This is a genomic window from Mycobacterium sp. FW102-FHT13B02 (assembly GCF_058790275.1).
Map to the genome: position 1 here is coordinate 546427 of NZ_JBYTCM010000001.1, position 14914 is coordinate 561340.

Consider the following 14914-nt stretch of genomic DNA (forward strand, 5'->3'; position numbering starts at 1 on the left):
GGGCTACCGTAGCGCGCCGTTGATCACCGGTTTGTCGATGACGCCCATCTCCACACCCCATTTGGTGGCGATCACTCGTGCGTACAGGTACCACATCGATTCGGCGCAACTGGCCGACTGGAATGCGGGTGAAGCGCTCGGCGACGACATGCGCAGCCGCATCACCGCCAGCTCAGCGCTCGCCGTCGTCACCACCACCGGCAGCACGCTGCGGGATTACGCAACCGGAGGATCGGCCGCCGAGTCGGTGTGGGTGCATACCCAGCAACTCGGCCTGGCCGTGCAACCTATCTGCCGCCTGAGCCTTAGTTCCGGTATGTGTTCAAGCTCTGCGGATCTCGGGCGGGATCCCATCGGGCCATTGCATTTGAGGTCGTCTTTTCAGGCGGCCGGGGCACGCAGTTTCGGCGCCTTCAGGAGTGCTTCCATGCCGTTCGCGTCAACCGGACCTGACACCAGAAGTCCTTGTGCGCGGCGGTAACCCATTGCCACGAGTCGTTCTGCTGCGGACTCGGTCTCCAGCCCGTCAGCGGTCAGTTCGAGGCCGAACGCGTCGGCCAGGGCAGCGATCGACTGGACGAACAAGGCGTTCTCACCGTCGTGATCGAGCGTCTGGACAAAGGCGCGGCCGACTTTCAGCGAATCGATCGGCAGCTCTTTCAAACTGGGCAGGAAGCTGTATCCGGTGCCGAAGTTGTCCAACGCCAGTTGCACGCCGATGTCTTTCAGCGCCAGTAGAATTTGGCTGCAGCGCTGAGCCTCGGCGACCAGCAGGTCTTCAGGCAGTTCCAGGCACAGCGAGGCCGCTGGAACGTTGAAGTGGGCCAGCGTCGCGGTGAGATGGTCGGTAAACCCGTCGGTCACAACCTGAGCGGGGGACAGCTTCACGCGGAGCATCACATCCTGCGCTAATCCCTCGATCCGCCAGCGCTGGAATTGCTCGCAGGCCATCCGCATGACCTCGCGTCCCACGGCACCGCCGAAATTGGTGGCTTCGGCGACAGGCATGAACTCGTCGCGGACCAGTAGTCCGCGCGTGGGGTGGTTCCACCGGACCACCGCCTCCATCGCCGCGAGTTCTCCACTGCGCAGATCGACCTCGGGCACGTACTGGAGGTGCAGCGCGCCGCTGTCAATGCAGTCTTGGAGGTGCACTTCGATGTCAGTCTGGAGCGAATATTGCGCCGCCAGTTCGTCGCTGAACGCGATCACGGTGTTGCCGCCGGCGGCCTTCGCGGCAGTCAACGCGTGCTCGGCATACTTGAGCAGGTCAGACACGGAGTCGGTTCCTGGAGTCCCTACGGCAACGCCGATACTCACTCTGTGCCTGATGTAGGACGAGCCGAGCATCAGCCGCGCTGCCAACGTCTCGCGCAGCTGTTCGGCGTATTCATAGGCATCGGCAAGTGTGGTTGGTGCGTTGAGCACCGCGACGATCTCGTCGCCACCGAGGCGAGAGAGATAGGCGGCGCCGGCGGCGTGCTCGCGCAACCGCTGGGTGAGCTCGACAAGAACCTGGTCCCCGGTGTCGTGACCGAGTAGATCGTTGACCACTTTGAGTTGATCGGGGTCGATGTATAGCGCTGCGACAGGGGCCGGCTGACCGGCCGCGAGCCGGCGCTCGAGGTGGTCTAGAAGACTTCGGCGATTGCACAAGCCCGTCAGATCATCATGCTCGGCAAGGTGCCTGACCGATTCTTGTGCTTCAACGCGCGCCTTGAGGTGAGCGAACATGGTGGCGATGACCTTCAGTGCCGTGATCTCATCATCCGTCCACGCGAGGTCGCCGTACTTGATGAAACCCATTGTGCCCGTTGTGATGAAGCCGGCGGATCCGTCGGTCTTGTCGGTGACGTTCATCGGCACGGCGGCTATCGAGACGGCGGGGACGGTCGTGCCTTCTTCGATGCGCTGCTGGTATTCATCCGGCTCGGCCCCCGGCCGCAAGATCACAGGTTCTTTGACGTGCTCGGCCATCGCGAAAACCGGATCGGCGTCTTTGAAGTAAACCGTTCCGATCGGATCAGGGTCCGGAACGTAGGTCCTGGCCGGCCATTGCGCGATCAGGATCGTCGCGCCGATCGCGTGATCGTTGTGCCGAAGAAATGCCACGTCCAGCACGAAATGCGCTGCCACGTCGGCCAAGGCCTGCTCGCTGGCCGGGACGTAGTTGCCCTGGTCGGCGGCCATCAGGGTATGGGCGACCCTCTCGACAAGCTCGTTGAGGGCGCTCAGCACTTCATTACGGTAACCAACGATCGGGCAGGTGGTGTGCTTGTCTTGATGTTGGCTCATGATCGAGCCGCGGCAGTTGTGGCCGAACGGCACCGCCGCGAACCTCGGCGAGCTGATTTCGGACCGAGGTGACGGCTACCGCAGCGCGCCGTTGATCACCGGTTTGTCGATGACGCCCATCTCGACACCCCATTTGGTGGCGATCGCCCGGTACTCGCCGGTCCGCATCAGATGGGTCAGCGCCGACTGCAACGCCGAGGCCAGCGACGAGCCCTTGGGCACCGGCCACCCATAGGGCTGCGCGTCGACGATTTCGCCGGCCGCTTCGAGCTTGCCGCCGCTGAGTTTGATTGCGTAGCCGGTCACGGGTGAGTCAGCTGCCATCGCGTCGACGGTGCCTGCCAGCAGAGCCGCCGTGACGCCGTCCTGGCCGGCGATGGGAACGATCTCGATCGGTGCCACCCCCGCCGCGACACACGCGGCGCTGCGCGCCGGCAGATGGTCGGTCTCCTCGACAGACCCCACGTGGACGGCGACCCGCAGACCGCACGCGGCATTGGGGTCCACGGTTGATCCGGTCCGGCGCGCCCACAGGACGCCGGCCTTGAAGTACGTCACGAAGTCGGCTGACTTCTCCCGCTGTTTGGTGTCGGTCGTCGACGACGCCCCGACGGAGATCACGCCGTCGCGGACCGACGGGACGATCTTCGAGATGCCGATCTGCTTGAACTCCGGCTCGAGCCCGAGCACCCGGCTCACCGCGGTCATGAGGTCGACGTCGAAGCCGGTGAACTTTCCGTCGGGTCCCTTGAATTCGTTTGGCGCATAAGGGATGTTGACCCCGACCACCAGCCGGCCGGAATCCCTGAGATCGGCGGGCACCTTGGCGGCGATCGACGGGACCGATCCCGATGGTCCGACCTGGTACTGCCGCGACCAGTAGAGCCAGGCCGTGCCGGCGCCGGCCGCCAGCACGATCACGGCGCCGACGGCGATCACGATGCGTCGGGTGCCGCGCTTCGGCTCGGCGGACTGCACCGCATGGCGTCCTGATCCGGTTCGTGGGCCGGTCCGCCCCGCGACGCGGACCTGTGTGGTCAGTGCGGTGCGGGCGTCCGTGGCGAGTTCGCCGGCGTGCTGGTAACGCTTGCCGGGTTTCTTCGCCATGCCTTTGGCGATCACGTCGTCGAATGCGGCGAGCCGCCGGTCGACATCGGATGGTTTCGGCGCGGGCGCGCTGACGTGCCCGGCGATCTGGTGTTCCAGGCTGTCGGCCGGATACGGTCGCCGGCCGGTGAGGCATTCGTACAGCACGCACGCCAGCGCGTAGATGTCCGAGCGGGGGTCGGCCTGGCCGCCTTCGAACCGCTCGGGCGCCATGTAGGCGAGCGTGCCCAGAGTGCTTCCGGCCGTGGTCAATCCGTGCTCGCCGGCGGTGCGGGCGAGCCCGAAGTCGATCAGATAGGCGAAGTCGTGATCGGTCACCAGGATGTTGGAGGGCTTGATGTCGCGGTGGATCAGCCCGGTTTCGTGCGCGGCGTCCAGAGCCGCGGCGATCTGCTCGACGACGCCGACGGAGAATTCGGGGCTGGGGCGGTGCTCGGTGTTGGCCAGGATCTCCGCGAGCGTGCGGCCCTCGATGAGCCGCATGTCCAGGTAGAGCTGGTGGTCGATCTCGCCGAAACCGTGAATCGGCACGACGTGCGGTTCGTTCAGACCCGCTGCGGCCTGCGATTCGCGCTTGAAACGTTCCTGGAACACCGGGTCCTTGGCCAGGTGTGGCGGCAGCACCTTGAGCGCGACGGTGCGCTGGGTGTTGGTGTCGTAGGCGATGTACACCTCGCCCATGCCGCCGCGGCCTATCAGTTCGCGCAGCTCGTAGTGCCCGAATCGTGTCGGCTCCACCCAGCACTCCTTGGCCGTGTCAGTTTCGTGTGAAAGCTACAACACGTGGTCGGCGGTGTCGGCGCGAATGACGGTCACGTGGTCGGAGCGGCCTCGTCGGGCGGCCGGTTGGAGTCGGCGATTACCCGCGCCCCGAGGTCGGGGGACTGTCACCGATGTCCTGAGACATAACACGGTGACCGGAGTGCTGGATCGGTGCGGAGTGGGACGCACCCATGCGCACCACATCGTGCACTGGACCCACCGCGGGGAAACCAGCCTGAGCAACGGCTGCCTGCTGTGTCCGGCCTGTCATGCCAATGTCCATCACGACGGCTGGGACGTGGTCATGGGCCTGGGCAAACACCCCTGGCTCATCCCACCGGCGACCGTCGACCCCCACCGGAACCCGATCCCGGCCTACAACCGCCGCACCATACGACTCGACGTGGCCGCATAGCCGCCTCACGCGTTATCTGAAACCTGCTGCGCACCTTGACAACTGAACAGTGTTGCGGCTGGACGGCAAGTCGTTCAGACCGCGCGCAGGTAGCGCCGACCGATGATGCGCTGCGCCACCCGCGCGACGGGCGCACCCAGCCGGCTCCACCACAGCGCCGGCCGGGAGAACGCGCTGATGTCGGCGTACACGGCGTCGGTGGCGGGGTCGTAGCGCACGCTGAACAGCTCCTCGCCGGACTCCGGATGGCCTGGCAGCGTCCCATAGGCGAACCCGCGCCGGTCGGGTTCATCGATGACGTACACCACGCGACACGGCACCGACACGGGACCGAGATGGCCCAGCATGTCGGTGCCCGCCGCGGCCGTCGCGGTGGTCGCTTCCACCTTCATCCCGACACCGCGCTGCATGCCCCAGCGCAGCACCGCGTCGGCCGCCTCGTCGAATCGTGCTCGGCCCGAGCCGATCTGACCTGACGCACGGACGTGGTGATAGCCGTTCGGCAACTCGCCGGCGGTGGCTCCGACATCGGGGTAGGTGAACGCCAGCCCGGCCAGGTCGCTCAGTCGCATAAGGCCACCTTGCCACCGTGATAAGAGAAACAGGTGGACAACACCGAGGCCGTGCATGCAGGCGGGGGATTCAACCCGCCCAAACCGACTACTCAAGGCGGCCCGGACTACGGCAGGTTCGTCGAATCCGTCCGGACGATCAGCGACAACGCTCGCGGCGCCGACGCGCCCGATGACGTCATCACCCAGGCGGCGAACCTCATCGAACAGGCCAACGCGTTGTTGGCGCCCTACCGCGCCGATGAGTGGCACTCACCGTCCGGGCGTCGCCTGGACCTGCCCAACCGCGGCAACGTCCTGAACGTGCCGTCGAATCTCAAGGTCACCGACGACGGCCGGATCGCGGGTCCGGTCCGGTTCCGGCGCTTTCACCTGGGCCGTAACGGGGCCGCGCACGGCGGTGCCATCGGGCTGCTGTTCGACTCGGTGCTGGGGCATGCCGCCTACCGGCTCACCGACAGCCCGTTCCAGCGCACCGCCTACCTGCACATCAACTACCGGCAGATCGTTCCCGTCGAGCGCGACCTGCACGCGACGGCGGCGCTGGAGCGCGTCGAGGGCCGCAAGATCTTCATCACCGGCGCGCTCCTGGACGGCGACACCGTGCTCGCCGAGGCCGAAGCCCTCTTCGTGAAGCTCAAGCCGGGTCAGCCTTGAGGCGGCGCTGCGCCGCGAAGCGATGACCGGTGCCGATAGCATGGTCGCGATCGTCACCTAACCCGTAGGAGTGTCTCGATGACCGCCGCCGCCAGCCCCGCCCCAGCAGCCCCGATCCGGGTCGCTGCCGGGACTACCGCCGGCGCTGCTGTCCGCGAGGCCGGGCTGCCGCAGCGCGGCGAGGTCGACGCCATCGTCGTGGTCAAGGACGCCGACGGCCGCCTGCGGGACCTGTCCTGGACCCCTGAGGCGGACGTCGAGGTCATCCCGGTCGCAGCGAACACCGAGGATGGCCGCAGCGTCATCCGCCACTCGTGCGCCCACGTGCTGGCGCAGGCCGTGCAGGACCTGTTCCCGGAGGCCAAGCTCGGCATCGGCCCGCCGATCACCGACGGTTTCTACTATGACTTCGACGTCGCGGAGCCGTTCACGCCCGAGGACCTGGCCAAGCTCGAAAAGCGCATGCAGAAGATCGTCAAGGACGGCCAGCTGTTCGATCGCCGCGTGTACGAGTCCAAGGATCAGGCCCGGGAAGAGCTGGCCAAGGAGCCGTACAAGCTCGAACTGGTCGACGACAAGTCCGGCGACGCCGACATCATGGAGGTCGGTGGCGACGAGCTGACGGCCTACGACAACCTCAATCCCCGCACCCGCGAACGGGTTTGGGGTGACCTGTGCCGTGGTCCGCACATCCCGACCACCAAGCACATCCCGGCGTTCAAGCTCACCCGCAGCAGCGCCGCGTACTGGCGCGGCGACCAGAAGAACGCCAGCCTGCAGCGCGTGTACGGCACGGCGTGGGAGTCGCAGGAGGCCCTCGACAAGCACCTTGAGCTGATCGAGGAGGCACTGCGCCGCGACCACCGCAAACTGGGCGTGGAGCTGGACCTGTTCAGCTTCCCCGACGAGCTGGGCTCGGGTCTGCCGGTGTTCCACCCCAAGGGCGGCATCGTGCGCCGCGAGCTGGAGGACTACTCGCGGCGCAAGCACCAAGAGGCCGGCTACGAGTTCGTCAACACCCCGCACATCACCAAAGAGCAGCTGTACATCACCTCGGGGCACCTGGAGTGGTACGCCGACGGCATGTACCCGCCGATGCACATCGACGCGGAATTCAACGAGGACGGCACGCTGCGCAAGCCGGGGCAGAACTACTACCTCAAGCCCATGAACTGCCCCATGCACCACCTGATCTTCCGGTCGCGGGGGCGGTCCTACCGCGAGCTGCCGCTGCGGCTCTTCGAGTTCGGCAGCGTGTACCGCTACGAGAAGTCGGGTGTCGTCCACGGCCTGACCCGCGTGCGCGGTATGACGCAGGACGACGCGCACATCTACACCACCCGCGAGCAGATGCGCGACGAGCTGACTCGCCTGCTGCAGTTCGTCCTGGACCTGCTGAGTGACTACGGCCTGGACGACTACTTCCTGGAGCTGTCGACCAAGGACCCGGACAAGTACGTCGGGTCCGACGAGCTGTGGGAAGAGGCCACCGAGACCCTGCGCGAGGTCGCAGAGGCCTCCGGCCTGGCCCTGGTGCCGGACCCGGGCGGCGCAGCGTTCTACGGTCCCAAGATCTCCGTGCAAGTCAAGGATGCGCTGGGCCGAAGCTGGCAGATGTCGACCATCCAGCTGGACTTCAACATGCCCGACCGGTTCGAGCTCGAGTACACCGCGGCCGACGGCAGCCGGCAGCGGCCGGTGCTGATCCACCGCGCGCTGTTCGGGTCCATCGAGCGGTTCTTCGGCGTGCTCACCGAGCATTACGCCGGCGCTTTCCCGGCCTGGCTGGCCCCGGTGCAGGTGGTCGGCATCCCGGTCGCCGACGCGCACCTGGACTACCTGTATGACGTTGCGGCGCAACTGAAATCGCGTGGCGTGCGGGTAGAGGTCGATGGCAGTGACGACCGGATGGCCAAGAAGATCGTCAACCACACCAACCAGAAGGTGCCGTTCATGCTGTTGGCGGGGGACAGGGACGCGGCTGGCGAGTCGATTTCGTTCCGCTTCGGTGACCGCACGCAGGTCAACGGCGTCCCGGTGGCCGAGGCTGTCGATCTCATCACCGGGTGGATCGCGCGCCGCGAAAATGCTTTCCCGACAGCAGAATTGGTGAACGAGGCGCGGGGCGCACAGGCGTGACCGAGGATCGGAGCATCGTGGACCGAGGCGTCGGAGAAGTGGACCATCTGCAACGGCTGTGGACGCCGCACCGGATGAGCTACATCGTCGACGCTCCGATGAAGGCGGGTGAGGGCACCTCCGCGGGCTCGAAGCAGCCGTTCATCGACATTCCCACGATGTCCGACGAGGAGGGCCTGATCGTCGCGCGCGGCGAGCAGGTCTACGCGGTGCTCAACCTGTACCCGTACAACCCGGGGCATCTGATGGTGGTGCCGTACCGGAAGGTTTCCGAGCTCGAGGACCTCACCGAGGCCGAGAGCAGTGAGCTGATGGCGTTCACGCAGAAGGCGATTCGCGTGATGAAGGCCATCTCGAATCCGCACGCCTTCAACGTCGGCCTCAACCTGGGCACTTCGGCGGGTGGCTCGCTGGCCGACCATCTGCATATGCACGTGGTGCCGCGCTGGGGTGGCGACGCCAACTTCATCACCGTCATCGGCGGTACCAAGGTGATCCCGCAGTTGCTGCGCGACACCCGCAAGCTGCTGGCCGACGAGTGGGCGGCGCAGGACGGGAAAGACAACCGGGGCGAGCGTAGCGACGGGAAAGACAACCTGCCGTGAGCGACTTCTACCTGCTGACCCGCGCGGCCTACACCAAGTTGAGCCGCCCGCTGGCCCGGGGCGCACTGCGCATCGGGCTGACGCCGGACAGCGTCACCGTCATCGGTACCGCCGCGTCGGTCATCAGTGCGCTGACGCTGTTCCCGACCGGACATCTGTGGTACGGCGCCGTGGCGGTCTGGTTCTTCGTGCTGGCCGACATGCTCGACGGCGCCATGGCCCGCGAACGCGGCTATGGCACGCGGCTCGGAGCGGTGCTCGACGCGACCTGTGACCGCATCGGTGACGGCGCGGTGTTCTGCGGCCTGCTGTGGTGGGTCGCGTTCGAGATGCACGACAAGCCGTTGGCCATCGCCACGTTGATCTGCCTGGTCACCTCGCAGGTGATCTCGTACATCAAGGCCCGCGCCGAGGCCAGCGGGCTGAACGCCGACGGCGGCTTCATCGAACGCCCGGAGCGGCTGATCATCGTTTTGGTCGGCGCCGGGTTCTCAGACCTGCCGATCCATCCGCTGCCGCTGGCACTGCCCATCGCGATGTGGCTGCTGGCCGTCGCCAGCGTCATCACGCTGGGTCAGCGCGTCGCCTCGGTGCGCCGCTCGCCGGGCGCCGATGAGCCGCTTCCCTCGAGTTCGCCCACGAAGGAGCAGGGATGAGTGTGCCCACCGGTGGGGTTCCGTCCTTCGGCGGTTTTGAGGTTCCGATGGGCGAGCACCTCAAAGACCTCGGCTATGCGGCGGGGTGGGGGCTGGTGCGGACCATGCCGGAGTTCGCCGCGCGCAACATGTTTGACGCGGGCGCGCTGTACGCGGCGCGCGGTGGCGGTCCCGAGCAGCTGCGCAAGAACCTCGCCCGGGTGCTGGGCGTCCGGCCGGCCAAGGTGCCGGGCCGACTCATCCGCGCCTCGCTCGCGTCCTACGGCCGCTACTGGCGGGAGGCCTTCCGGCTGCCGTCGATGAACCAGCGCACCCTGGGCGAGAAGCTCCGGCATTGTCTGGTCGGCACCGAGCACATTGCAGCGGGGCTCGAAAACGGTAAAGGCGTCATCCTGGCGGTGCCGCACAGCGGTAACTGGGACATGGCCGGCGTCTCGGTGGTGCACCAGTACGGAAGATTCACCACCGTGGCCGAGCGGCTGAAGCCCGAGTCGCTGTACAAGCGTTTCGTCGAGTACCGAGAGTCCCTCGGGTTTGAGATTCTGCCGCTTACCGGGGGAGTGCGTCCGCCGTTCGAGGTGCTCACCGAGCGACTGCGGGAAAACCGCGTCGTGTGCCTCATGGCAGACCGGGACCTGTCCCGAAATGGCGTGCAGGTCAACCTTTTCGGCGAACCGACCCGGATGCCGGCGGGACCGGCCAAGCTGACCGTCACCACCGGCGCGACGCTGCTGACCGTGCAGTGCTGGAACAAACCCAACGACTGGCAGTTCGACGTGTCGTCACCGCTCGACACGTCCAGCGGTGACGTCGTGGCCATCACCCAGGATCTGGCCACGCGGTTCGAGGCGGGTATCGCGGCGCATCCCACCGACTGGCACATGCTGCAGCCCCAGTGGCTCGCCGACTTGTCCGAGGAACGTCGGGCCCGGTTGGCCGGGAACGACTGATGCGCATCGGCATGGTGTGCCCGTACTCGTTCGATGTACCGGGTGGCGTTCAGGCACACGTGCTGCAGCTGGCCCAGGTGATGCGCGGCTACGGCCACGATGTCAGCGTGCTGGCGCCGTCGTCCGCGGAGACGCACGCCGACCTGCCGGACTACGTCGTCTCCGGCGGCAAGGCCGTGCCCATCCGGTACAACGGCTCGGTGGCGCGGCTGCGGTTCGGTCCAGCGACGCGCCGGATGGTCAAACGGTGGATCGTCGAGGGCGACTTCGATGTGCTGCACCTGCACGAGCCCAACGCCCCGAGTCTGTCCTTGCTGGCGCTGATGGTGGCCAGCGGTCCCATCGTCGCGACGTTCCACACGTCGACCACGAAGTCGTTGACGCTCAACGTCTTTCAAGGGATTCTGCGGCCGTGGAACGAGAAGATCATGGGCCGCATCGCGGTGTCCGATCTGGCGCGGCGCTGGCAGATGGAGGCGCTGGGGTCGGACGCCGTCGAGATTCCGAACGGCGTCGACGTGTCGGCATTCGATGACGCACCGCTGCTGCCCGGCTACCCACGGCCGGGCCGGACCGTGCTGTTCCTCGGCCGGTTCGACGAGCCACGTAAAGGGATACAGGTGCTCGTCGGTGCGTTGCCGAAGCTGGTGGCGGCCTGCCCCGACGTCGAGGTGCTGATCGTCGGCCGCGGTGACGAGGAGGCGCTCAAAGAGACCGTCGGCGAGCACGCGGGGCACCTGCGCTTCCTCGGCCTGGTCGACGACGCCGAGAAGGCGTCGGCCATGCGCAGCGCCGACGTGTACTGCGCCCCGAATACCGGCGGTGAGAGCTTCGGCATCGTGCTGGTCGAGGCCATGGCGGCGGGGACCCCCGTGGTGGCCAGTGACCTGGATGCCTTCCGGCGCGTGCTCGACCATGGGGAGACGGGACGGCTGGTGCCGGTCGACGACGCCGAGGCCCTCGGCGATGCGCTGGTCGAGATGCTGTCGGACGACGCGGCCCGTCGCCGCTACGCCGAGTCGGCGAGCCAGGCGGTGCGCCGCTACGACTGGTCGGTGGTCGCGCAGCAGATCATGCTGGTCTACGAAACGGTCGCGGGGTCGGGCACGAAGGTCCGGGTGGAGGGCGGCTGATGAGCGCTTGCGCGAAGAAGAAATAATCATGGGGCACTGGTTTCTGGTGATCGCGCTGGCCTTGCTGGCGGCGATGGTCCTGATCACCGTGGTGTGGGCCTATCAGACCGCGCACCGGCTCGACCGGCTGCACGTCCGCTATGACCTGTCGTGGCAGGCCCTGGACGGGGCGCTGGCCCGGCGCGCGGTGGTGGCCCGGGCCGTCGCGGCCGACGCGTACGGGTCGAGGCCGGCCGGCCGCCGGCTGGCGGCACTGGCCGACGACGCCGAACGGGCACCCCGCGCGGCCCGCGAGGCTGCCGAGAACGAACTGTCCGCGGCCCTGGCGCAGGTTGACCCGGCGTCCATCCCGGTCACCCTGGTCGCCGAGCTCGCCGACGCCGAGGCCCGGGTGCTACTGGCCCGCCGCTTCCACAACGATGCCGTCCGCGACACCCTGGCGCTGCGGGAGCGCACGCTGGTGCGCTGGCTGCATCTTGGCGGAACCGCGGCCATGCCAACCTATTTCGAGATCGTCGAGCGGGCGTCCCGGCACGAGCCCGGCGCGGTGGGACGGCGCACGTCGGCCCGGGTGGTGCTGCTGGATGAGGACGGGCACGTGTTGCTGTTCTGCGGCAGCGACCCGGCCGCCGACCCGCTGATGGCGCCGCGGTGGTGGTTCACCGTCGGGGGCGCGGTCGAACCGGACGAGTCACTGCCCGACGCGGCCGCCCGCGAGATCGCCGAGGAGACCGGACTGCAGGTCGACCCTGTCGACCTGACCGGCCCGGTGTGGCGCCGTGAGGCGGTGTTCGAGTTCAACGGGTCTGTGATCCGCAGCGAGGAATTCTTCTTTGTGTACCGCACCTCACGCTTCGAGCCGGTGACCAGTGGCCACACCACGGTGGAAAGGCAGTCGATCCACGCCCACCGCTGGTGCGACGCGGCGGTCATCGCCCGGCTGGCCGCAGATGGTGAGACTGTCTATCCATTACAGCTCGGTGAATACCTTTCCCTCGCAGGCGAATTGGCGGACGGCAAACATCCGGTGACGAGCGTGGGTGCGGAACCGCAGCCCATCTGGTGACGTCAGGTGACCTGCGCGGATAACCGATTTGGTCCGGCCACTAGACTTGGCCTGTACCAAATTCTTGAGGGAGATTGCAGTGGATACCGCAGCGGATAACAGCGGTCAGACGGGCACCGCCCGGGTCAAGCGCGGCATGGCCGAGATGCTGAAGGGCGGCGTCATCATGGACGTCGTCACGCCCGAGCAGGCACGTATCGCCGAAGGCTCAGGCGCCGTAGCCGTCATGGCGCTGGAGCGCGTACCCGCCGATATCCGCGCGCAGGGCGGTGTCTCGCGGATGAGCGACCCGGACATGATCGAGGGCATCATCGATGCGGTCACCATCCCGGTGATGGCCAAGGCCCGCATCGGCCACTTCGTCGAGGCGCAGATTCTGCAGAGCCTCGGCGTGGACTACATCGACGAGTCCGAGGTGCTGACCCCGGCGGACTACACCCACCACATCGACAAGTGGAAGTTCACCGTGCCGTTCGTCTGCGGCGCCACCAACCTCGGTGAGGCACTGCGCCGCATCAACGAGGGTGCGGCCATGATCCGCTCCAAGGGTGAGGCCGGCACCGGTGACGTGTCCAACGCCACCACGCACATGCGCAAGATCGGCGGCGAAATCCGTCGGCTGACGTCGCTGTCGGAAGACGAACTGTACGTTGCCGCAAAGGAATTGCAGGCGCCGTACGAGTTGGTGGTCGAGGTCGCACGGGCCGGCAAGCTGCCCGTGACGCTGTTCACCGCCGGTGGCATCGCCACCCCAGCCGACGCCGCGATGATGATGCAGCTGGGCGCCGAGGGCGTGTTCGTCGGCTCCGGCATCTTCAAGTCCGGTGACCCGGCGGCCCGCGCCGCGGCCATCGTCAAGGCGACGACGTTCTACGACGACCCCGACACGCTGGCCAAGGTGTCGCGTGGTCTGGGTGAGGCCATGGTCGGCATCAACGTAGAGGACGTGCCGGAGCCGCATCGGCTCGCCGAGCGGGGCTGGTAGGCCCAACAGGGTGATGAGCCGCTTGCGCGAAGAACAGAGCTAGATGGCAATCGAACAGATACTCGACCTCGAGCAACTCGAGGTCAACATCTACCGCGGCAGCGTCTTCAGCCCGGAATCGGGTTTCCTGCAGCGCACTTTCGGTGGCCACGTAGCCGGCCAGTCGTTGGTGTCCGCGGTGCGCACCGTCGAACCGAAGTATCAGGTGCATTCACTGCACGGGTACTTCCTGCGTCCCGGTGACGCCCGCGCACCGACGGTGTACATGGTGGAGCGCATTCGCGATGGCGGGTCTTTCTGCACCCGCCGCGTCAGCGCGATCCAGCATGGCGAGAATATCTTCTCGATGTCGGCGTCCTTTCAGACCGACCAGTCCGGCATCGAGCATCAGGACGTCATGCCGGTGCCGCCGCCGCCCGACCTGTCGACGGGGTTCCGGTCCGCCGGCGCGTTCGACGACGCCGGTTTCGCCCAGTTCGCCGAGTGGGACGTGCGCATCGTGCCGCGCGACCAAGTGGCGCGGGTGCCCGGCAAAGCGTCGCAGCAGCAGGTCTGGTTCCGGCACCGCGATCCGCTGCCCGACGACCACGTGCTGCACATCTGCGCACTGGCCTACATGAGTGACCTGACCCTGCTGGGTTCGGCGCAGGTGAATCATCTTGAGGTACGCAAACATATGAACATCGCCTCGTTGGACCACGCCATGTGGTTCATGCGGCCGTTCCGGGCCGACGAATGGCTGCTGTACGACCAGTCGTCGCCGTCGGCGTGCGGCGGCCGAGCGTTGACGCAGGGCAAGATTTTCAACCAGTACGGCGATATGGTGGCCGCCGTGATGCAGGAGGGACTGACCCGCTACAGCCGCGGCTTCGTCCCACCGGCCGAGTGAGCCCGCACGTCGGTGTCCTGGCCTTGCAGGGGGACACCCGCGAGCATCTGGCTGCTCTGCGCGAGGCGGGCGCCGAGGTATCCACGGTCCGGCGGCTCGCCGAGCTGAATGCCATTGACGCCCTGGTGATTCCGGGCGGGGAATCCACCGCCATGAGCCACCTGCTGCGCGAGCTGGAACTCCTTGAGCCGCTGCGCGACCGCTTGGCGGCGGGGATGCCGTGCTACGGGTCGTGCGCCGGAATGATCCTGCTGGCCACCGAGATCAACGACGCGGGCGTGCCGGGACGCGAGGCCCTACCGCTCCGCGGCATCGATATGACGGTGCGGCGCAATGCTTTCGGTCGCCAGGTCGATTCCTTCGAGGATGACCTCGACTTCGTCGGGCTGGATGATCCCGTGCACGCGGTGTTCATCCGGGCGCCGTGGGTCGAGCGCGTCGGGCCTGACGTCGAGGTGCTGGCCCGCGCAGCCGGCCATCCCGTCGCGGTCCGCCAGGGCCGCATGCTGGCGACGTCATTCCATCCTGAAGTCACCGGCGACCGGCGCATCCACAAGCTTTTCGTCGACTCCCTCTGAGCGATTTGTGCACGATTTTCCGCGCTGAGTGGTTGTTGCGTTTTGATTGAGCGTGTCTGGGTGTTTTGACCTGGCGTTTCGGCAGAATGTGTTGGTGGCCAAGAG

General features: G+C 66.9%; 14 protein-coding genes and 1 pseudogene. 11 read left to right on the forward strand and 4 right to left on the reverse strand.

Translation table 11 applies throughout. The features are described from left to right. Positions 1–3: 3 nt before the first annotated feature. The 3 genes from AC3WTE_RS02745 to stpK7 all read right to left on the reverse strand — a co-directional run bounded on the left by AC3WTE_RS02745 (position 4) and on the right by stpK7 (position 4140). A complete protein-coding gene (locus AC3WTE_RS02745) occupies positions 4–198 on the reverse strand; it encodes a hypothetical protein (protein ID WP_492435417.1) in 195 nt (64 codons plus the stop codon). A 183-nt stretch (positions 199–381) separates the two neighbouring features. Continuing rightward, a complete protein-coding gene (locus tag AC3WTE_RS02750) occupies positions 382–2328 on the reverse strand; it encodes a putative bifunctional diguanylate cyclase/phosphodiesterase (RefSeq protein WP_492435419.1) in 1947 nt (648 codons plus the stop codon). 42 nt (positions 2329–2370) lie between these two features. Next, complete coding sequence (stpK7, locus tag AC3WTE_RS02755) at positions 2371–4140, reverse strand: serine/threonine protein kinase StpK7 (RefSeq protein WP_492435420.1); 1770 nt, start codon at positions 4138–4140, stop codon at positions 2371–2373. Between the two features lie 193 nt (positions 4141–4333). Here stpK7 and AC3WTE_RS02760 point away from each other — a divergent pair. Then, positions 4334–4579, forward strand: a pseudogene (locus AC3WTE_RS02760) (HNH endonuclease); the annotation flags it as partial. Between the two features lie 74 nt (positions 4580–4653). On the opposite strand, the gene AC3WTE_RS02765 reads toward AC3WTE_RS02760, so the two are convergent. After that, a complete protein-coding gene (locus tag AC3WTE_RS02765; protein ID WP_492435421.1) occupies positions 4654–5151 on the reverse strand; it encodes a DUF1990 domain-containing protein in 498 nt (165 codons plus the stop codon). 33 nt (positions 5152–5184) lie between these two features. On the opposite strand from AC3WTE_RS02765, the gene AC3WTE_RS02770 reads away from it, so the two are divergent. The 10 genes from AC3WTE_RS02770 (at position 5185) to pdxT (ending at position 14809) form a co-directional block, all read left to right on the forward strand. Then, positions 5185–5808 carry a PaaI family thioesterase gene (locus tag AC3WTE_RS02770; RefSeq protein ID WP_492435422.1) on the forward strand — a complete coding sequence of 208 codons (624 nt, stop codon included), beginning with the start codon at positions 5185–5187 and terminating at the stop codon, positions 5806–5808. 78 nt (positions 5809–5886) lie between these two features. After that, positions 5887–7947 carry a threonine--tRNA ligase gene (gene thrS, locus AC3WTE_RS02775; RefSeq protein WP_492435423.1) on the forward strand — a complete coding sequence of 687 codons (2061 nt, stop codon included), beginning with the start codon at positions 5887–5889 and terminating at the stop codon, positions 7945–7947. Continuing rightward, on the forward strand, positions 7944–8552 hold the full coding sequence (locus tag AC3WTE_RS02780) for an ATP adenylyltransferase (RefSeq protein ID WP_492435424.1): 609 nt from the start codon (positions 7944–7946) through the stop codon (positions 8550–8552). Before thrS ends, AC3WTE_RS02780 begins: the two co-directional genes overlap by 4 nt. After that, positions 8549–9208 carry a phosphatidylinositol phosphate synthase gene (pgsA, locus tag AC3WTE_RS02785; protein WP_459369849.1) on the forward strand — a complete coding sequence of 220 codons (660 nt, stop codon included), beginning with the start codon at positions 8549–8551 and terminating at the stop codon, positions 9206–9208. Before AC3WTE_RS02780 ends, pgsA begins: the two co-directional genes overlap by 4 nt. Next, on the forward strand, positions 9205–10158 hold the full coding sequence (locus AC3WTE_RS02790) for a phosphatidylinositol mannoside acyltransferase (protein ID WP_492435427.1): 954 nt from the start codon (positions 9205–9207) through the stop codon (positions 10156–10158). The genes pgsA and AC3WTE_RS02790 overlap by 4 nt, the downstream gene beginning before the upstream one ends. Next, positions 10158–11291: a glycosyltransferase family 4 protein gene (locus AC3WTE_RS02795; RefSeq protein WP_492435428.1), complete on the forward strand. Its 1134-nt coding sequence runs from the start codon at positions 10158–10160 to the stop codon at positions 11289–11291. The genes AC3WTE_RS02790 and AC3WTE_RS02795 overlap by 1 nt, the downstream gene beginning before the upstream one ends. A gap of 28 nt (positions 11292–11319) precedes the next feature. Continuing rightward, positions 11320–12357, forward strand: coding sequence for an NUDIX hydrolase (locus tag AC3WTE_RS02800; protein ID WP_492435429.1), 1038 nt, complete (start codon positions 11320–11322; stop codon positions 12355–12357). 79 nt (positions 12358–12436) lie between these two features. Further along, positions 12437–13342: a pyridoxal 5'-phosphate synthase lyase subunit PdxS gene (pdxS, locus tag AC3WTE_RS02805; protein WP_020101778.1), complete on the forward strand. Its 906-nt coding sequence runs from the start codon at positions 12437–12439 to the stop codon at positions 13340–13342. 43 nt (positions 13343–13385) lie between these two features. Further along, positions 13386–14231 carry an acyl-CoA thioesterase II gene (gene tesB, locus AC3WTE_RS02810; RefSeq protein ID WP_492435431.1) on the forward strand — a complete coding sequence of 282 codons (846 nt, stop codon included), beginning with the start codon at positions 13386–13388 and terminating at the stop codon, positions 14229–14231. Next, positions 14228–14809: a pyridoxal 5'-phosphate synthase glutaminase subunit PdxT gene (gene pdxT / locus AC3WTE_RS02815; RefSeq protein WP_459369853.1), complete on the forward strand. Its 582-nt coding sequence runs from the start codon at positions 14228–14230 to the stop codon at positions 14807–14809. Before tesB ends, pdxT begins: the two co-directional genes overlap by 4 nt. Positions 14810–14914: the final 105 nt, after the last annotated feature.

Bases quoted from the DNA above. Each gene is read 5' to 3' on its own strand.
- AC3WTE_RS02765 (WP_492435421.1), bottom strand. From the start codon at position 5,151: ATGCGACTGAGCGACCTGGCCGGGCTGGCGTTCACCTACCCCGATGTC.
- thrS (WP_492435423.1), top strand. From the start codon at position 5,887: ATGACCGCCGCCGCCAGCCCCGCCCCAGCAGCCCCGATCCGGGTCGCT.
- AC3WTE_RS02790 (WP_492435427.1), top strand. From the start codon at position 9,205: ATGAGTGTGCCCACCGGTGGGGTTCCGTCCTTCGGCGGTTTTGAGGTT.
- AC3WTE_RS02795 (WP_492435428.1), top strand. From the start codon at position 10,158: ATGCGCATCGGCATGGTGTGCCCGTACTCGTTCGATGTACCGGGTGGC.
- AC3WTE_RS02800 (WP_492435429.1), top strand. From the start codon at position 11,320: ATGGGGCACTGGTTTCTGGTGATCGCGCTGGCCTTGCTGGCGGCGATG.
- tesB (WP_492435431.1), top strand. From the start codon at position 13,386: ATGGCAATCGAACAGATACTCGACCTCGAGCAACTCGAGGTCAACATC.